At 65.6% G+C, this 17,432-nt stretch carries 19 protein-coding genes and 1 pseudogene; 9 read left to right on the top strand and 11 right to left on the bottom strand.

Going from position 1 to position 17,432, the window contains the following annotated elements; all coding sequences use genetic code 11:
- Positions 1-94: 94 nt before the first annotated feature.
- The 8 genes and pseudogenes from ACVW1B_RS19685 to ACVW1B_RS19720 all read right to left on the bottom strand — a co-directional run bounded on the left by ACVW1B_RS19685 (position 95) and on the right by ACVW1B_RS19720 (position 6,965).
- Positions 95-1,700 (bottom strand): annotated as a pseudogene (locus ACVW1B_RS19685) (NTP transferase domain-containing protein).
- Complete coding sequence (locus tag ACVW1B_RS19690; protein ID WP_057018431.1) at positions 1,697-2,398, bottom strand: XdhC family protein; 702 nt, start codon at positions 2,396-2,398, stop codon at positions 1,697-1,699. Before ACVW1B_RS19690 ends, ACVW1B_RS19685 begins: the two are co-directional and overlap by 4 nt.
- A 2-nt stretch (positions 2,399-2,400) precedes the next feature.
- Positions 2,401-2,724: an XdhC family protein gene (locus ACVW1B_RS19695; protein WP_018272401.1), complete on the bottom strand. Its 324-nt coding sequence runs from the start codon at positions 2,722-2,724 to the stop codon at positions 2,401-2,403.
- A gap of 29 nt (positions 2,725-2,753) precedes the next feature.
- On the bottom strand, positions 2,754-3,956 hold the full coding sequence (locus tag ACVW1B_RS19700; protein ID WP_456822063.1) for a vWA domain-containing protein: 1,203 nt from the start codon (positions 3,954-3,956) through the stop codon (positions 2,754-2,756).
- Positions 3,957-4,077: 121 nt separating this feature from the next.
- Positions 4,078-4,986 carry an AAA family ATPase gene (locus tag ACVW1B_RS19705; protein WP_438072534.1) on the bottom strand — a complete coding sequence of 303 codons (909 nt, stop codon included), beginning with the start codon at positions 4,984-4,986 and terminating at the stop codon, positions 4,078-4,080.
- 48 nt (positions 4,987-5,034) lie between these two features.
- Positions 5,035-5,841, bottom strand: a complete 807-nt coding sequence (locus ACVW1B_RS19710) for an FAD binding domain-containing protein (RefSeq protein ID WP_456822064.1) — start codon at positions 5,839-5,841, stop codon at positions 5,035-5,037.
- 36 nt (positions 5,842-5,877) lie between these two features.
- Positions 5,878-6,363, bottom strand: a complete 486-nt coding sequence (locus ACVW1B_RS19715) for a (2Fe-2S)-binding protein (RefSeq protein ID WP_028336799.1) — start codon at positions 6,361-6,363, stop codon at positions 5,878-5,880.
- 155 nt (positions 6,364-6,518) lie between these two features.
- The gene (locus tag ACVW1B_RS19720) at positions 6,519-6,965 is read right to left on the bottom strand and encodes an SRPBCC family protein (RefSeq protein ID WP_016840413.1); all 447 of its coding nucleotides are present in this window, start codon (positions 6,963-6,965) and stop codon (positions 6,519-6,521) included.
- A gap of 211 nt (positions 6,966-7,176) precedes the next feature.
- Between ACVW1B_RS19720 and ACVW1B_RS19725 the strand changes: the two genes are divergently transcribed.
- The 3 genes from ACVW1B_RS19725 to ACVW1B_RS19735 all read left to right on the top strand — a co-directional run bounded on the left by ACVW1B_RS19725 (position 7,177) and on the right by ACVW1B_RS19735 (position 10,036).
- Complete coding sequence (locus ACVW1B_RS19725) at positions 7,177-8,532, top strand: 3-carboxy-cis,cis-muconate cycloisomerase (protein WP_456822065.1); 1,356 nt, start codon at positions 7,177-7,179, stop codon at positions 8,530-8,532.
- A gap of 83 nt (positions 8,533-8,615) precedes the next feature.
- Entirely contained in the window at positions 8,616-9,398 is a 783-nt protein-coding gene (gene pcaD, locus ACVW1B_RS19730; protein ID WP_456781897.1) for a 3-oxoadipate enol-lactonase, read from the top strand.
- Positions 9,399-9,652: 254 nt separating this feature from the next.
- Positions 9,653-10,036, top strand: coding sequence for a carboxymuconolactone decarboxylase family protein (locus ACVW1B_RS19735; protein ID WP_028336796.1), 384 nt, complete (start codon positions 9,653-9,655; stop codon positions 10,034-10,036).
- Positions 10,037-10,110: 74 nt separating this feature from the next.
- Here ACVW1B_RS19735 and ACVW1B_RS19740 read toward each other — a convergent pair whose 3' ends face one another.
- Together ACVW1B_RS19740 and ACVW1B_RS19745 are read right to left on the bottom strand one after the other, a co-directional pair.
- Positions 10,111-10,644: a hypothetical protein gene (locus ACVW1B_RS19740; protein WP_310881185.1), complete on the bottom strand. Its 534-nt coding sequence runs from the start codon at positions 10,642-10,644 to the stop codon at positions 10,111-10,113.
- 101 nt (positions 10,645-10,745) lie between these two features.
- Positions 10,746-11,042 carry a hypothetical protein gene (locus tag ACVW1B_RS19745; protein ID WP_456822066.1) on the bottom strand — a complete coding sequence of 99 codons (297 nt, stop codon included), beginning with the start codon at positions 11,040-11,042 and terminating at the stop codon, positions 10,746-10,748.
- A 64-nt stretch (positions 11,043-11,106) separates the two neighbouring features.
- On the opposite strand from ACVW1B_RS19745, the gene ACVW1B_RS19750 reads away from it, so the two are divergent.
- Complete coding sequence (locus ACVW1B_RS19750; protein WP_456822067.1) at positions 11,107-11,595, top strand: hypothetical protein; 489 nt, start codon at positions 11,107-11,109, stop codon at positions 11,593-11,595.
- A 94-nt stretch (positions 11,596-11,689) separates the two neighbouring features.
- On the opposite strand, the gene ACVW1B_RS19755 is transcribed toward ACVW1B_RS19750, so the two are convergent.
- Positions 11,690-11,836, bottom strand: a complete 147-nt coding sequence (locus ACVW1B_RS19755) for a hypothetical protein (protein WP_456822068.1) — start codon at positions 11,834-11,836, stop codon at positions 11,690-11,692.
- Positions 11,837-12,205: 369 nt separating this feature from the next.
- Here ACVW1B_RS19755 and ACVW1B_RS19760 point away from each other — a divergent pair, with 369 nt between their 5' ends.
- From ACVW1B_RS19760 to ACVW1B_RS19780, 5 genes are all read left to right on the top strand, one after another.
- Positions 12,206-13,123: an ABC transporter permease subunit gene (locus ACVW1B_RS19760; protein WP_028339921.1), complete on the top strand. Its 918-nt coding sequence runs from the start codon at positions 12,206-12,208 to the stop codon at positions 13,121-13,123.
- A 10-nt stretch (positions 13,124-13,133) separates the two neighbouring features.
- Entirely contained in the window at positions 13,134-14,459 is a 1,326-nt protein-coding gene (gene livM / locus ACVW1B_RS19765; protein ID WP_309145024.1) for a high-affinity branched-chain amino acid ABC transporter permease LivM, read from the top strand.
- Positions 14,456-15,289, top strand: a complete 834-nt coding sequence (locus ACVW1B_RS19770; RefSeq protein WP_028336791.1) for an ABC transporter ATP-binding protein — start codon at positions 14,456-14,458, stop codon at positions 15,287-15,289. The genes livM and ACVW1B_RS19770 overlap by 4 nt, the downstream gene beginning before the upstream one ends.
- Positions 15,286-16,035 carry an ABC transporter ATP-binding protein gene (locus ACVW1B_RS19775; RefSeq protein ID WP_456780277.1) on the top strand — a complete coding sequence of 250 codons (750 nt, stop codon included), beginning with the start codon at positions 15,286-15,288 and terminating at the stop codon, positions 16,033-16,035. Before ACVW1B_RS19770 ends, ACVW1B_RS19775 begins: the two co-directional genes overlap by 4 nt.
- A 166-nt stretch (positions 16,036-16,201) precedes the next feature.
- Complete coding sequence (locus ACVW1B_RS19780) at positions 16,202-17,320, top strand: branched-chain amino acid ABC transporter substrate-binding protein (RefSeq protein WP_456822069.1); 1,119 nt, start codon at positions 16,202-16,204, stop codon at positions 17,318-17,320.
- The last annotated feature ends 112 nt before the right edge of the window (positions 17,321-17,432 follow it).

Here is a 17,432-nt window from a genome sequence, read left to right on the forward strand (position 1 = left end):
GTGATGATTGCGCGAGGCTCTGGCCGCTGTCCCACCAACAACAACGATTGGTGGTAATGGGTCCCGGCCTTCGCCGGGACGGCGCGGAGAATGTTCAGCCCTGTCTTGCGGCTTCCAGCGCCTGCGGGGTGTCGATGTCGAGGAAGGCGCTGTCGCCGTCGACCGGGACCTCGGCGACCACCTCGGCATGCTTGGTGATCAAGTGACGGGCGCCGATGTCGCCGTCGAGCGTCATCAGCTCCTTGAAGAAGCGCCTTGACCACAGCACCGGATTGCCGCGGCGGCCCTCGCTGACGGGGACCGCGATCAGATGGCCGCGGTCCGGCGCGAAGGTCTCGATCAGGCGATCGATCAGCTTCGCATCGATCAGTGGCATGTCGCCGAGGCAGACGATCGCGCCGTCGGCGCTGTCGGACACCGCCGCAATTCCCGCCTTCACCGAGCTGGCGAGGCCGCCGGCGAAATCCGGGTTGCGGACGAATTTGACCTTGAGGCCATCGAGCGCCTGCTCGACCAGCTCGGCCTGATGCCCGGTGACGACGATGACCTCGGAAGCCTTCGAGGCCAGCGCTTGCTCGGCGACGATGCGCGCGAGCTTCTTGCCGTCGAGCTCGGCGAGCAGCTTGTTCGGGCCGCCCATCCGGGTCGAGCGGCCGGCGGCAAGCACGATCGCGGCGACGTTGCGGTTGCCTTCGGTGTCCGGCACGGTGCGCGGCTGCGGCCGCGTCACGATCTCCATCAACAGGCCGCCGACGCCCATGCCGGTGAGATCCGATCGCGTCACCTTGATGCCGGCGAGCAGCCGCATCAAGACCCAGTCAAAGCCGTTCTCGATCGGCGAGCGCGCGCAGCCCGGCGCGCCCAGCACCGGCACGCCGCCGGCGCTGCCGATCAGCAGCAGATTGCCGGGATCGACGGGCATGCCGAAATGCTCGACCGCGCCGCCGATCTCAGTGATTGCAGCAGGAATGACATCGCGGCGATCGGCGATCGCGGACGCGCCGAACACGATGACGAGCTCGGCGCCGAGCTCGAGCAATTCCTTGATCGAGGCCGCCAGCACCGTCTCGTCATGCGGCACGCGGCGCTCGGCGATGATGGTGGCGCCCGGCCGGCGCGAGCCGTTCGGCGGTGACGCGCAGCGTCTTGTCGATCACCTTCGGCGCAAGACCCGGCAGCAGCGTCGAGACCACGCCGACCTTCTGGATCACATAGGGCGCGATCCGCAGCGTATCCTTGCCGGCGACCGCGACGGCGGCATCGCGTAAGCGCCCCTCGACGCCGAACGGGATCAGCTTGACGGTCGCGATCATCTCGCCCTCGACCACCGGCTTGAACGCGGCGAGGGTTGCGAAGGTGATGGCCTCGTCGACGTCGTTGATACGGTCGACCGCGGCGCGATCGATCACCAGCACGCCGGGGCGCGCCGCGAACAGATTGGCGCGGCCGGTGAAGGCGCGCTCGACATTGACGCCCTCGCCCGCCACAGCCTGCGCGATGCTGGCCGCGGCGGCGTCCTCGGAGACGTCGCCCTCGTCGAGCCGCACCACGACGATCTCGTCGACGCCGGCCTTGGTCAGCGCCTCGACCTCGGCGGGGCCGATCGTGGTGCCCTTCTTGAGCACCAGCGCGCCCTGGCGGAGGGTATGCACGGTGACGCCGCCAATCGCGTCGGCTGGACTGGCGGGACCGAATTTCATGCCGCTTCTTCTTTTTCTTTGGGGGGCAAGCGCAGCTGCGCGGTGATCTCGGCCATGATCGCGACCGCGATCTCCGACGGCGACACCGCGCCGATATCGAGGCCGATCGGCGCGTGGATGCGCGCGATGTCGCTGTCCCTGGCGCCCTGCGCACGCAGCCGCTCGGCGCGCTTGGCGTGGGTCTTTCGCGATCCGAGCGCGCCGATATAGAAGCAGTTGCGGTCGAAGGCGTGCAGCAGCGCCGGATCGTCGATCTTCGGATCATGCGTCACCGCGACGAAGGCGGTGTAGTGATCGACGTTGAGCGGCGGCAGCGCGACGTCGGGCCATTCGGCGACCAGCGGCACGTCGGGGAAGCGCTCCGGGCTCGCAAACGCGGTGCGCGGATCGACCACCGTGACGTCATAGTCGAGCGAGCGCGCCAGCGGCGCCAGCGCCTGGCTGATATGGACCGCGCCGATGATCACGAGCTTTGCGGTCGGCGCGTAGACGTTGAGGAACAGCTTCTTGGTCCCGACCTCGACATTGCCACTCTTGCCCATCCGCAGCTGCTTTGAAAGCTCGGCGCGCAGCGGATCGGCGGCGATGTCCGCGGCCTTGACCAGGCGCTGATCGCCATTGGCGGTGTCGGTGACAATGATGACCGGGCGGCGCGCGGCGCGCTCGGCGTTCAGCTCTTTCAGGATCTCGAGTTTCACGGCTAACCAACCTTCTCAACGAAGACGCGGATGGTGCCGCCGCACGACAGGCCGACATTCCAGGCGGTCTCGTCGGCAACGCCGAATTCGAGCATCTTTGGCTGGCCGCTCGCGATGACGTCGAGCGCTTCCGTCACGACGGCGCCCTCGACGCAGCCGCCGGAGACCGAGCCGAGGAAGGTGCCGTCGTCATTGATGACCAGGCTCGAGCCGGCCGGGCGCGGCGCCGAGCCCCAGGTCTCGACCACGGTGGCAAGCGCCACGCCATGGCCCTCCTTCTGCCAGGTCTCGGCGGCCTGCAGGATGTCTTCGTCGCGGTTCAGCATGGTGGCCTCCTGCTATCGGGTCAGGCTTCTTAGGCTACAGAGCGGATCAGGCTGCGGTGGTGCGCCGGCGGCGGGGATGACAGCGCCCCGATCAAGCCCTTGATGGACGTCAAGTTATGCACCGGGCGAAATTCGTCAACGTGGGGCAACATCATTTTGATGCCCTGCGCCTTGGCCTCGAAGCCGGAGTAGCGCAGCAGCGGATTGAGCCAGATCAGGCGGCGGCAGGAACGGTGCAATCGATCCATCTCGAAGGCCAGTTTGGCATCAGCCTCCCGTTCTAGTCCATCGGATATAAGGAGGACGATGGCGCCCTGCCCGAGCACCCGGCGGGCCCAGTGCTGGTTGAAGCTGTGCAGCGAGGTCGCGATCCGCGTCCCTCCGGCCCAGTCCTCGACCGAGGAGGAGCAGCTCGCCAGCGCCTCGTCGGGGTCACGCGCCCGTAACGCCCGCGTCACATTGGTCAGGCGGGTGCCGAACAGGAACACCGAGACCCGCTTGCGGGCATCGGTGATGGCATGCAGGAAGTGCAGGAACAGGCGGGTGTACTCGCTCATCGAGCCGGAGATATCGAGCAGCGCCACGATCGGCGCCGGCTTCTCGATTCGGCCGAGCTTGCGGATGTCGATGATCTCGCCGCCGGTGCGCAGCGAGTTGCGCACGGTGCGGCGCATGTCGAGCCGCAAGCCCCGCGCGTCCGGCTGGTAGCGGCGGGTCACGAGCTCGGCCTGCGGCAGCCGCATCTTGGCGATCTCGCGCGTCACCTCGGCGATCTCCGCCGCGGTCATCTGCGCAAAATCCTTCTTCTGCAGGATCTCCTTGTCGGAGACCGAGAGCTTCAGCTCCTGCTCCTGGGCCTGCGGCCGCTCCTCGCTCCGCGCCGGCTGCGCCATCGCCTCCTGGACGCGGCGCGAGGCCGGCGGCGGCTTCTTCCTGGCGTGGTCCGGCAGCGGCACCGAATCCAGCATGCTCTTCCACTCCTCGGCGGCGCGGAAGAACAGCATAAAGGCCTGGCGGAAGATCAGCGCGTGCTCGTGGCGCTTGACGAAGATCGCTTCCAGCGTGGCGTAGAAATCGGAGCGATGGCCGACCTCGATCAGCTGCAGCGCGTCGAGCGCATCGATCACCGAGCCCGGCCCGACCGGGAGCCCGGCCGCCCGCAGCGCGCGGGCGAAGCCGATCACGTTGTCGGCCATGTGGCCGGTCGGAGGCGCGAGGTGGTTAATCGCCATCGTGATCCATTTCCCGTCGTTCCGGGGGCGCGCGCGAAGCGAGCGAACCCGGAACCTCGAGATTCCGGGTTCGATGCTGACGCATCGCCCCGGAATGACGGACGTTGTTATGACGCGCGACTTACGTCTCGCTCGTCGCTTCCTTCAATGTCTTCTGCAACGCATCGCCCTGCATGCGCGCGATGTCGTCCTGATACTTCAAGAGCGCGCCCAGCGTGTCGCCGACGACCTGCGGGGTCAGAGAGCGGGCGTCGAGCTCGGACAGCGCGGTGGCCCAGTCGATGGTCTCGGCGACGCCCGGCGACTTGTAGAAATCCTGGTTGCGCAGCGCCTGCACGAAGCGGACGACCTGCTGCGACAGCTTGGCGGAGATGTTCGGCACCCGCGACTTGACGATCGCAAGCTCGCGCTCGGCTGTGGGATAATCCACCCAGTGATAGAGACAGCGCCGCTTCAGCGCGTCATGAATCTCGCGGGTGCGGTTCGAGGTGATGATCACGATCGGCGGCGCCGGCGCCTTCACGGTGCCGAGCTCGGGAATCGTGACCTGGAAGTCGCTGAGGATTTCCAGCAGATACGCCTCGAACGCCTCGTCGGCGCGGTCGAGCTCGTCGATCAGCAGCACCGGAGGACCCGCGACATCGGGCTCGAGCGCCTGCAGCAGCGGCCGCTTGATCAGGAAGCGTTCGGCGAAAATGTCGCTGGCGAGCTGGTCGCGATCGGTATCGCCGGAAGCCTCCGCAAGGCGGATCGCGATCATCTGCGCCGCACTGCTCCACTCGTAGACCGCGGAGGCGACGTCGAGGCCTTCATAGCATTGCAGGCGGATCAGCTTGCGCCCGAGCGCCGCCGACAGCACTTTTGCGATCTCGGTCTTGCCGACACCGGCCTCGCCTTCGAGGAACAGCGGCCGGCCCATCCGCAGCGCGAGATAGGTCACGGTCGCGAGCGACCGCTCGGCGAGGTAGCCGCGCGAGGTCAGGAGATCCTCGAGCGCATCGACGGAAGTGGGTAACGCCGATGCACTCATGGAATAGCCAGTCTTCGAACAGAGGTCAGCAAAGTCACGCCTTGGTACTTAGTCCTTGGCGTTCGCGGCTTCCACCGCCCTGCGCGTCAAAACGCCGATCAGATGCGCGCGGTATTCGGCACTGCCGTGCAGGTCGCTGTTCAGCCCGTCGGCCGAAACCGCGATGCCGTCGAGCACTTTGTGCGAGAAGCGCTTCTTCAGCGCGTCCTCGAACGCAGTGACGCGGAAGACGCCGTCGGAGCCCGCACCGGTGACCGCGACGCGCACGTCGGACGGACGCTTGGCCACGAACACGCCAACCAACGCATAACGCGAGGCCTGGTTGCGGAACTTGACGTAGGCCGCCTTCTTCGGCACCGGGAACATCACCTTGGTGATGATCTCGTCGGCCTCCAGCGCGGTCGAGAATAGGCCCTTGAAATACTCCTCGGCCTTGAGGCGGCGCTTGTTGGTGACGATGGTCGCGCCCAGCGCCAGTACCGCGGCCGGATAGTCGGCGGTCGGGTCGTTGTTGGCGAGCGAGCCGCCGATGGTGCCGCGGTGGCGCACGGCGGGATCGCCGATCAGGCCGGCAAGCTCGGCCAGCGCCGGGATCGCCTCGCCCACGACCGCGGAGTTCGCGACTTCGGCATGCTTGGCGGTGGCGCCGATGACCAGCGAGCGGCCCTTCATCTCGATCGTGTCGAGACCTTCGATGTGGGAGAGATCGACCAGATGCGGCGGGCTGGCGAGCCGCTGCTTCATGACCGGCACCAGCGTGTGGCCGCCGGCGATCAGCTTGGCGTCCTCGTTCTTCACCAGCAGATTGGCGGCCTGCCGCACGGTGCCGGGACGGTGATATTTGAATTCGTACATTGGAATGTCCTGATCGCGCTCGCGATGAATTGCTGACTAGGCGAGGTCCGACTTCGCCATCGCCTTGGCGCCGGCGGCGATCGAAGCAACGATGTTCTGGTAGCCGGTGCAGCGGCACAGATTGCCTTCCAGCTCCTCGCGGATCACCTCGTCGGAGAGCTCGTGGCCCTTGCGATGGACCAGGTCGACCGCGGTCATGATCATGCCCGGCGTGCAGAAGCCGCACTGCAGGCCGTGATGCTCGCGGAAGGCCTCCTGCATTGGATGCAGCGGCGCACCATCGGCTGCAAGCCCCTCGATGGTCTTGACCTCGTGACCGTCGGCCATCACCGCAAGCGTCGTGCAGGACTTCACCGCCCTGCCGTCCAGATGCACGACGCAGGCGCCGCACTGCGAGGTGTCGCAGCCGACATGAGTGCCTGTCAGCCGCAGGTTTTCGCGCAGAAACTGGACCAGAAGGGTACGGGGGTCGACATTCGCGTTCACGGGGTTGCCGTTCACGATCATTGAAATCTTGGCCATCAGCACTCTCTTATCTGCGCCACCGCATATCGGCGAAGCAGGCGGTTTTAAATCATTCCAGACGGCATAATATGGGCGCGCCCCGCGATGGGCAACCTTTCGAGCCACCCCTCCAGGACATGGCCGGACCTGAATAATCCAGCCGAAAGGCGGGGCTAACCCTGCACCGCCTTGGCGAAATTTGCAAAGAATTCATCGGCCAGCTTCTTGGCGGCGCCGTTGATCAGGCGCTGGCCGAGCTGGGCGAGCTTGCCGCCGATCTGCGCCTCCACATTGTAGCTCAGAAGCGTACCGCCATCCTTGTCTGCAAGGCCCACGGTGGCGCCGCCCTTGGCAAAGCCGGCGACCCCGCCCTCGCCTTCGCCTGAGATCTTGTAGCCGTTCGGCGGGTCGAGATCGCTCAAGGTGACCTTGCCCTTGAAGCGGGCGGAGACCGGGCCGACCTTCATCTTGGCGGTAGCGCGGAAGCCGCCCTCGTCGGTCTTCTCCAGCTCTTCGCAGCCGGGAATGCAGGCTTTCAACACTTCGGGATCGTTGAGCTTGTCCCACACAGCCTGGCGCGGCGCTGCAAGCTGGACTTCGCCGGTCATTGTCATGGCCATGGGGGATCTCCTCGATCGCTAGAACCTTTATCCCCCAAGTAAAGCAGCCGGGGCGCAAAGGAAAGGGCACCTTCGGAGGATGAGCGATGCATATTCGCAACCGCAGCAAGCCAAGCCGATCGTTCACGAAATCGCGCAATCCCCGGTGTTGAAAATGCAGGCAGCCCCGGGGCATTGGCATCGACGCGCGGGAGTGGTTAGGTCGCCGGCCATGAGCACAGCCCTCTCTCCCCTGCTTGCGCCGATGCTGTCGAGCGCCGCGATGCGCACGGTGTGCGACGACGCCGCCACGCTGCAGAACATGCTGGATTTCGAGGCCGCGCTGGCCCGCGCCGAGGTGGCCTGCGGCGTGATTCCCGCAGCTGGCGCAGGACCAATCGGCGCCGCCTGCAAGGCCGAATCATTCGACCTGGCCGCGCTGGCCGACGCCGCGACGCGGTCCGGCAATCTGGCGATCCCGCTGGTGAAGGCCCTGACCGCCAATGTCGCCAGGGCGGACGCTGAGGCGGCGCGCTACGTGCATTGGGGCGCGACCAGCCAGGACGTCATCGACACCGCGACCATGCTGTCGTTGCGTGCGGGGATCGACGCGCTGCTGGCCGACCTCGACCGCGCCGTCGCCGGCTTCGCCGGGCTTGCGCGCGCCCATCGCAACACCGCCGTGGTGGCGCGGACCTGGCTGCAGCATGCGCTGCCGATGCCGTTCGCCCTCAAACTCGCCGAATATGCCGCGGCGCTGCATCGCTCCCGCAAGCGCTTGCTGCGCCTGCGCCGCGAGACGCTGGCGCTGCAATTCGGCGGCGCCGCCGGGACGCTCGCAGCGCTCGGCGACAAGGGGCTGGCGGTCGCCGCCGCCCTTGCGCAAGAGCTTGATCTGCCGCTGCCGGATGCGCCCTGGCATACCCATCGCGACCGCATCGCCGAGGCCGCGTCGGTGTTCGCGATCCTCGCCGGCAGCTGCGGCAAGATCGCGCGCGACGTGTCGCTGATGATGCAGACCGATGTCGGCGAGGCCTTCGAGCGTGCCGGCGCCGGCCGCGGCGGCTCCTCGACCATGCCGCACAAGCGCAATCCGGTCGCTGCCGCGAGCGCGCTGGGGGCTGCGACCATGGCGCCGAATCTCGCCGCGACGATCTTCGCCGCGCAGGTGCAGGATCATGAGCGCAGCGCCGGTCCGTGGCATGCGGAATGGCCGACCTTACCGGGCCTGATGCTGGTGACCTCGGGCGCGCTTGCTGCCATCGTCGATCTCGCCGAAGGGCTTGAGGTCGATGCGGCGCGGATGCGCGTCAATCTCGATGCGACTCAAGGGTTGATCATGGCGGAAGCCGTCACCTTTGCGCTCGCCGACAAGATCGGAAAGAGCGACGCCCATCATCTGATCGAGGCCGCCAGCAAGCGCGCGGTCGCGGAGAAGAAGCACCTGCGCGAGGTACTGTCGGCGGACGCCAAGGTCACCGCGCATCTCGACGCGAAACGAATCGCGGAATTGTTCGAGCCGATGGCCTATCAGGGCGCCTCGCAAGCGCTGATCGACCGCCTGCTGGCTTCACTGGATGAAAAATAGCGACGATGTCATTGCCGGGCAACAGCGCGAAGCGCATGTTCGCGCAGATGACCCAGCAAGCGCATGACGAGAGGGACAAGACGATGCCGATGATCAACGCCGACGGGTGCCTGCTCAACGTCCAGGTGGACGGCCGCGACGGCGGACCGACCTTGATGCTGTCGAACTCGCTCGGCTGCACCTTGCAGATGTGGGAGCCGCAGATGCGGGCGCTGACGCAGCTGTTCCGCGTCATCCGCTACGACCGCCGCGGTCACGGCAAGTCCGGCGTGCCGGCGGGCCCCTACTCCATGGAGCGCTTCGGCCGCGACGTGCTGGCGATCCTCGACGACCTCAACATCGAGAAGGTGCACTGGTGCGGCCTGTCGATGGGCGGCATGGTCGGACAGTGGCTGGGAGCGAATGCCCCGGAAAGATTCGGCAAGATCATCCTCGCCAACACCGCCTGCTACTATCCCGATCCGACCAACTGGCTGAACCGCATCAAGGCGGTGAAGGAAGGCGGCATCGCCGCGGTCGCCGATACCGTGATCGCGGGCTGGCTGACCGCAGATTTCCGCGAGCGCGAGCCGGAGACCGCGGCGCGCATGAAGGCGATGCTGGTTGCCTCGCCGGTCGAAGGCTATCTCGCCTGCTGCGAGGCGCTGTCGACACTCGACCAGCGCGCGCTGCTGCCGAAGATCAAGAGCCCGACCCTGGTGATTGCAGGAAAGCAGGACATGGCGACGCCGGTGTCGGCAGGCGAAATGATCCGCAGCGGCATTCCCGGCGCCAGCATGACGCTGCTCGATGCCGCGCACATTTCCAACGTCGAGCAGTCGCACGCCTTCACCGAGGCCGTGGTCGGCTTCCTGACGCAACGGTAACGGTCATCGTCATTTCCGGGGCGATGCGAAGCATCGAACCCGGAATCTCGATCCGCATCCATAACTTCGAGATTCCGGGTTCGGTCCTGCGGACCGCCCCGGAATGACGTAACCGGGAAAGATGCTCTATGGGCGACAATCAGCACGTAGCCCGGATGCAGCGAAGCGAAATCCGGGACAAGTCCTTCGGCCAACGCTGAAGCCCCGGATTGCGCTGCGCTCCATCCGGGCTACGATTTCATGAGGAGACATCCATGGACGACAATCAGCGCCGCGACGACGGCATGACGCAGCGCCGCAAGGTGCTCGGCAATGAATGGGTCGACAAGTCGATCAAGAACCGCAACGCGTTCAACACCGACTTCCAGGACCTGATCACGCGCTATGCGTGGGGCGACATCTGGACCCGGCCGCATTTCGATCACCGCACCCGGCGCGTGCTTGTGATCGGCACCATGGTCGCGCTCGGCCAGTGGGACGAATTCCGCCTGCATGTGCGCGCCGCGCTCGCCGAGGGCGGCTTCACGCCCGAGGACATCAAGGAGATCCTGCTGCAGCAGGCGATCTATTGCGGCGTGCCAGCGGCCAACCACGCCGTCAAGGAAGCCGGCGCGATCATTGCCGAGCTAGGAGCATGATCCGGAAAAGTGCGAAGCGGTTTTCCGAAAAGATCATGCGCAAAAAACGACTAAAGCGCGAAGACTATCGCGCTTTAGGGCTGCTGAAGGGATAGCTGGCCTGCGGGCGTTTCGGTGGTCGTTGCTGCATTGGCAGACGCTTGAGCTCGCTTCGGCGAGGTCTCGAACAGCATCACGATCGCGGTCCCGAGCAGCATCAGAAGCTCGGACGCATGCATGCGCATCGCTTCGACCTCGCCGACCTTGGAAGCCATCATCATGCTGGCGAAGCTCAGCACGCTGCCAAGGCAGAGAGCCACCGCGAGCGCCTCGTCGGCGCCACTGCTGCTCTTGCGCAGCGGCGAGAAAGCGGCCATCGCGAGGAAGACTGTGAAGAACGCCACCACGGTGATCCGCGCCAGCGCGAGCAGCCACGCGAGGCGCACCGTCGCGATCTTGCCGAGGTGCAGATAGTCGCTGGCATAGAACGCGATCGACACGCTCGGCCGCTCATAGAGGCCGTGGATCGGCGACACCATGATGCTGAAGGCGATGATGGTCCAGACCGGAATGAAATAGGCCGCAAGCAGCGCGCCGTTGAAGGAGCTGATCCGCCAGTTGTTCGACATTGCCGCTTCCCGTGCATCCCGCGCCTTTCAGACCGGCGACGGTTCAGGGCGCGAGCTAACGCCGATCAATTGCCGGCAGCAATTTAAACCCTTTGTTAAGGTTAATGCGATGCGATGGTTCCGGATCGATGCGATCGGGCCCGGCCGGGATCTGCGCAAGATCGGCGCCGGCCGGGGATAAAGGGGGTAAAACGACCGAAAGAACGCGCGTTTTCGTCGCAACGCCCTGCTTCGGCGGCGATCTGAAGATGGCCTATGTGTTGTCCGCCTTGAAGCTTCAGGCTGCCGCCGCCGCCCGGGGCATCGACATCCAGTTCCATCTGATCGGAAACGAATCGCTGATCGTGCGCGCCCGGAATGAACTGGCCGACCAATTCCTTGCATCCGGCGCCAGCCATCTCCTGTTCATCGATGCCGATATCGGGTTCGAACCCGAGTCCGTCTTCCGGCTGCTGGATTGCGGTGCCGACGTTTTCCGCCGCGGCCTATCCGCTCAAGCACATCGATTGGGCAAAGGTGCAGCGGGCTGCGGACGCCAAGCGCAACAACCTCGCGTCATCCTCGCTGGACTATGTCGTCACATGGGAGGGCAACCAGATCACATCTCGCGGCGACGGCTTCGCCAAGGTCCGATATGCCGGAACCGGCTTTCTCATGATGAAGCGATCCGCCCTCGTCAGGCTGTGCGACGCCCATCCCGAACTCAAATATCGGGCGAACCACAAGTCCAACGACTTGAACACCGGCGGCCTGGTTCGCGCCGACCTCGACCGCGTCTCGCTGTTCGAATGCATGATCGACAAGACAATCGGCGAGTATCTATCCGAAGATTACGCGTTCTGCCGGCGCTGGATCGATCTCGGCGGCGAAATCTGGCTCGACCTTCGAAGCGAGCTCACGCATTTCGGTTCGTACGCCTTCCGCGGCCGCTTCGCCGACCAGTTGGCCTGAACAAGACAGCCCAAGCGAAAAGGGTCTAAGCCTGAACAAGGAAGGCCTCGCCTTTCGGCGAGGCCTCCGTGCTAGCTCGGCTCAATTGTCCGAATTAGCGCTCCGGATTGGGCTTCTGGCCCTGCCGGCCCGGATCCTGCTGTTGCTGGCCGGGCCTCTGGCCGCCGCCCTGCTGCTGCTGGCCGGGCTTCTGATTGGGGTTCTGGTTCGGCTGTCCCGGATTCTGATTTGGGTTGCTCATTCAGCTACTCCCTTTGCTTTCATCAAGCTGGGGACAACGCGCGCGTCGGAAGCGCGGTTGCTCGGGGAACACGGGTTCCGGCGTGATCATTGCAAGGCAAGGCCATGTCGGCCCTGTGACATCGGAACCGCATCCGCCAAACTAGTTATGTACAAGCCCTTTCTGCTGCTGCCACGCTGTTGCCGCGGCCGGGGTTCCACTGTTAGAAAACGACACGACGCGACGGATCAGGCTGCCGGGGCCCTCGCCGCGTCACCCTCGACGTAGCGTTTTCGAGCGAAGTGGGAACCGGTTCGCGTGAAGAAAGCGCGTCCAGATCAACACGAGAGCCTGGTCGGTTCTCAACCGAACAGGCTCTGACGGCAGCGTATGGATTATTTCGCCCAGCAATTGATCAACGGCCTCGTGCTCGGTTCGATCTACGGCCTGATCGCCATCGGCTACACGATGGTCTACGGCATCGTCGGCATGATCAACTTCGCCCATGGCGACATCTTCATGATCGGCGGCTTCATCGCGCTGATCTCGTTCCTGGTGCTGGTGTCGCTCGGCCTCACCGCGATCCCCCTGATCCTGCTGATCGTGCTGCTGGTCTCGATGGCGATCACGGCGCTCTACGGCTGGACCATCGAGCGCATCGCCTACCGACCCTTAAGGCATTCGTTCCGCCTGGCGCCGATGCTGTCCGCGATCGGCATGTCATTCGTGCTGACCAATTTCTCACAGGTGTCGCAGGGCGCGCGAGTGAAGCCGGTGCCGCCGATCATCACCGGCGGCTACACGCTGCATGAAGGCTCGTCGGGCTTCGCCGTGCAGCTCTCCAACATCCAGATCATGGTCGTGCTCGCCACCATCGTCGTGCTGGCGCTGTTCACCTGGCTGGTCTCGCGCACCCGGCTCGGACGCGACATGCGCGCCTGCGAGCAGGACCAGACCATGGCCGCGCTGCTCGGCGTCGACGTCGACCGCACCATCTCGATGACCTTCGTGATCGGCGCCGCGCTCGCCGCCGTCGCAGGCATGATGTATCTCCTGTATTACGGCCTGGTCGATTTCTTCATGGGCTTCGTCGCCGGCATCAAGGCGTTCACCGCCGCCGTGCTCGGCGGCATCGGCTCGCTGCCGGGCGCGATGCTCGGCGGGCTCGCAATCGGCCTGATCGAGACGTTCTGGTCGGCCTATTTCTCGGTTGAGTACAAGGACGTCGCCGCGTTCTCGATCCTGATCGTGGTGCTGATCTTCATGCCGACCGGCCTGCTCGGCCGTCCCGAAGTCGAAAAAGTCTGACAGGCACTTCGTGAGCGCGACCTCAGCCCGCCCCTCGCACGCCGCGCAGCCCTCGGGCAGCGCCTTCATTCTCAAGAAGGCCCTGATCAGCGCCCTTGTCGCGCTGGTGCTGTTCTCGCTGATGATCGGCATTCGCACCGAGGCCGGGCCGCAGGGCGGCTTGATCTACTGGACGCGGTTCGGCGACCTCGCAGCCCTTGTCGCTACCGTGTTCGGCGGCAGCATCGTCGTCGAGTTGCTGCGGCAATGGTGGGGACCGGTCGACAAGGACCGCATCGTGCCGAAGCCGGTGCAATCGGCGATGTCGTTCGCCGGCCGCTGGCTGGCGCCGGCGCTCCTGGTGTTCACCTTCCTCGTGCCTGTCATCTTCTACAACCAGCGCTACATTCTCGACCTGTCGATCCTGGTCCTGACCTATGTGATGCTGGGATGGGGATTGAACGTCGTGGTCGGCCTCGCCGGCCTGCTCGACCTCGGCTATGTCGCGTTCTACGCGGTCGGCGCCTATTCCTATGCGTTGCTTGCGACCAATTTCGGATTGTCGTTCTGGGTCTGCCTGCCGCTTGCCGGCATCCTGGCGGCGTTCTGGGGCGTGCTGCTCGGCTTCCCGGTGCTGCGGCTGCGCGGCGACTATCTTGCGATCGTGACGCTCGCCTTCGGCGAGATCATCCGCCTCGTCATCATCAACTGGCAGAGCCTGACTGGCGGCCCCAACGGCGTCTCGGGAATTCCCCGCCCGACCATGTTCGGCATTCCGCTGACGGCGGGTGAAGACGGGCTCGCCGCCAAGCTCGGCATCGAATTCTCGCCGACCCACCGCCTCGTCTTCCTGTTCTATCTGATCCTGGCGATGGCGCTGATCACCAACTGGGTGACGATCCGGCTACGGCGGCTGCCGATCGGCCGCGCCTGGGAGGCGCTGCGCGAGGACGAGGTCGCCTGCCGCGCGCTCGGCATCAACACCACGACGACCAAGCTGACGGCGTTCGCGACGGGTGCGATGTTCGGCGGCCTCGCCGGCGCGTTCTTCGCCACCCGGCAGGGCTTCATCAGCCCGGAATCCTTCACCTTCCAGGAATCGGCGCTGGTGCTGGCGATCGTGGTGCTCGGCGGCATGGGCTCGCAGCTTGGCGTGGCGCTCGCCGCGCTGACCATGATCGGCGGCTTCGAGCTGTTCCGCGGCCTCGATCAATACCGCATGCTGGTGTTCGGCATGGCGATGGTGCTGCTGATGATCTGGCGGCCGCGCGGGCTGATCGGCCATCGCGCGCCGACCGTGTTCCTGGAACGCAACCAGGCGATCTCGTCCGACCTCGTCAAGGAGGGCCACGGATGAGCGGCGACCCTATCCTCACCGTCGACCGCCTGATGATGCGCTTCGGCGGCATCGTCGCGGTCAACGAGCTGTCCTTTGCGGCCGAACGGCGCAAGATCACCGCGCTGATCGGGCCGAACGGCGCCGGCAAGACCACTGTGTTCAACTGCATCACCGGGTTCTACCGGCCGAGCGGGGGCGCGATCCGCCTCGCCCATGACGACGGACGCACCATCCAGCTCGAGCGGCTGAACGATTTCCGCATCTCCAAGCAGGCCAAGGTGGCGCGGACCTTCCAGAACATCCGGCTGTTTCCCGGCATGACGGCGCTGGAAAATCTGATGGTCGCCCAGCACAACGCGCTGATGCGCGCCTCGGGCCTGACCCTGCTCGGGCTGCTCGGCCTGCCGTCCTGGCGCGAGGCCGAGCAGCGCGCCATCGATCTGGCGCGGACCTGGCTCGCGCGCGTCGGCCTGCTCGACCGCGCCGACGATGCCGCGGGCAACCTGCCCTATGGCGACCAGCGCAGGCTCGAGATCGCGCGCGCGATGTGCACTGAACCGGTGCTGCTCTGTCTCGACGAGCCGGCGGCCGGTCTGAACGCGCGCGAGAGCGGCGGGCTCAACGAGCTGCTGCTGTCGATCCGCAACGAACAGGGCACCTCGATCCTCCTGATCGAGCACGACATGTCGGTCGTGATGGAGATCTCCGATCACGTCGTGGTCATGGATTACGGCGTCAAGATCGCCGAAGGCACGCCGCAGACGGTGCGCGACGACCCCAAGGTGATCGCCGCCTATCTCGGCGCCGACGAGGAAGAGGCGATCGCCGTGATGGAGAGCGGCACGTGAGCGCGGCACAGGCAACGACACCCCTGCTCGCGGTGCGCGGCGTGCGCGCGGCGTATGGCAAGATCGAGGCGCTGAAGGGCGTCGATATCGAGATCAATCGCGGGGAGATCGTCGCCCTGATCGGCGCCAACGGCGCCGGCAAGTCGACGCTGATGATGACGATTTTCGGCAGGCCGTGCGCCCGCGCCGGCGCCATCGAGTTCGACGGCCGTGACATCACCGGCGTGCCGACCCACGAGATCGCGCGGCTGCGCATCGCACAATCGCCGGAGGGCCGGCGGATCTTTCCGCGCATGAGCGTCGCGGAAAACCTGCAGATGGGCGCCGATGCCACCGAATGCAGCGAGGCCGAACGTGCAGCCGGGCTGGAGCGGGTGTTCGCGCTGTTCCCGCGCCTGAAGGAACGCGTCGCACAACGCGGCGGCACGCTGTCGGGCGGCGAGCAGCAGATGCTGGCGATCGGCCGCGCCTTGATGAGCCGGCCGCGGCTGTTGATGCTGGACGAGCCCTCGCTCGGGCTCGCGCCGCTGATCGCGCGCCAGATCTTCGACGCCATCCGCACGCTGAACCGGCAGGACGGCCTCACCGTCCTGATCGTGGAGCAGAACGCCAACCATGCGCTGAAGCTCGCCCATCGCGGCTATGTCATGGTCAACGGGCTGATCACGCTGGCCGGAACCGGCGCCGAATTGCTGCAGCGCCCGGAAATCCGCGCCGCCTATCTGGAAGGCGGCCGCCGCGGCTAGCTTGACGTTCCGTGCCGCCCCCGCAAGCAAGACGCGGCGGATGCAGCGTCGATTTGCCTGAAAATTGCCGGTGACTTCGCCGCGAAATCAGCTGAGAATGCCCGCGGTTTTGGGGCCCGGCGTGCCGGGCCCTTCCGCAAGAGGCAACGACCACGAGGGACGTCTCATGAAATCACTGAAGCTGATCGGCCTGGCACTTGGCGCTTCGTTCGCATTATCGGCGAGCGCGTTCGCGCAAGACATCACCATCGCCGTCGCGGGCCCGATGACGGGCTCCGAATCCGCTTTCGGCCGGCAGATGAAGAACGGCGCCGAGCAAGCGGTCGCCGACATCAACGCCGCCGGCGGCGTGCTCGGCAAGAAGCTCGCGCTGGAAGCCGACGACGATGCCTGCGATCCGAAGCAGGCGCGCTCGATCGCGGAAAAGATCGGCTCTTCGAAGATCCCGTTCGTGGCCGGCCATTTCTGCTCGTCGTCCTCGATCCCGGCCTCCGAGGCCTATGCCGACGCCAACGTGCTGCAGATCACCCCGGCCTCGACCAACCCGCTGTTCACCGAGCGCAAGCTCTGGAACGTGGCGCGCGTCTGTGGCCGTGACGACCAGCAGGGCCTGGTCGCCGCCGACTACATCATGAAGAACTACAAGGGCAAGAACGTCGCGATCCTGAACGACAAGACCACCTACGGCAAAGGCCTCGCCGACGAGACCAAGAAGGCGCTGAACAAGGCCGGCTTCCAGGAGAAGATGTTCGAGTCCTACAACAAGGGCGACAAGGACTTCAACTCGATCGTCTCCCGCCTGAAGCGCGACAACATCGATCTGGTCTATGTCGGCGGCTACCATCAGGAAGCCGGCCTGATCCTGCGCCAGATGCGCGACCAGGGCCTGCAGACCGTGCTGATGGCCGGCGATGCCATGAACGACAAGGAATTCGCCTCGATCACCGGCCCCGCCGCCGAAGGCACGCTGTTCACCTTCGGCCCCGACCCGCGCAACAAGCCGACCGCGAAGGCGATCGTCGAGAAGTTCAAGGCCAAGAACATCGACCCCGAGGGCTACACGCTCTACACCTACGCCGCGATGCAGGTCTGGACGCAGGCCGTCGCCAAGGCCGGTTCGACCAACGCCAAGAAGGTGATGGACACCATCAAGGCCGGCGAGTGGGACACCGTGCTCGGCAAGATGGCCTTCGACGCCAAGGGCGACATCAAGGCGATCGATTACGTCGTCTACAAGTGGGACGCCAAGGGCAACTACACCGAGATCAATCCGAAGGGCTCCTGAGCCTCTCGCGCGTCTGATCCAATCAGAGATACGAGAACGCCCCGATCCGCCGGGGCGTTTTTCTGTTTGCCGGATGCCTGCAAGTCTTACCGCACGTCTCCGCCCGCCCGTG

Source organism: Bradyrhizobium sp. USDA 4502 (assembly GCF_054063355.1).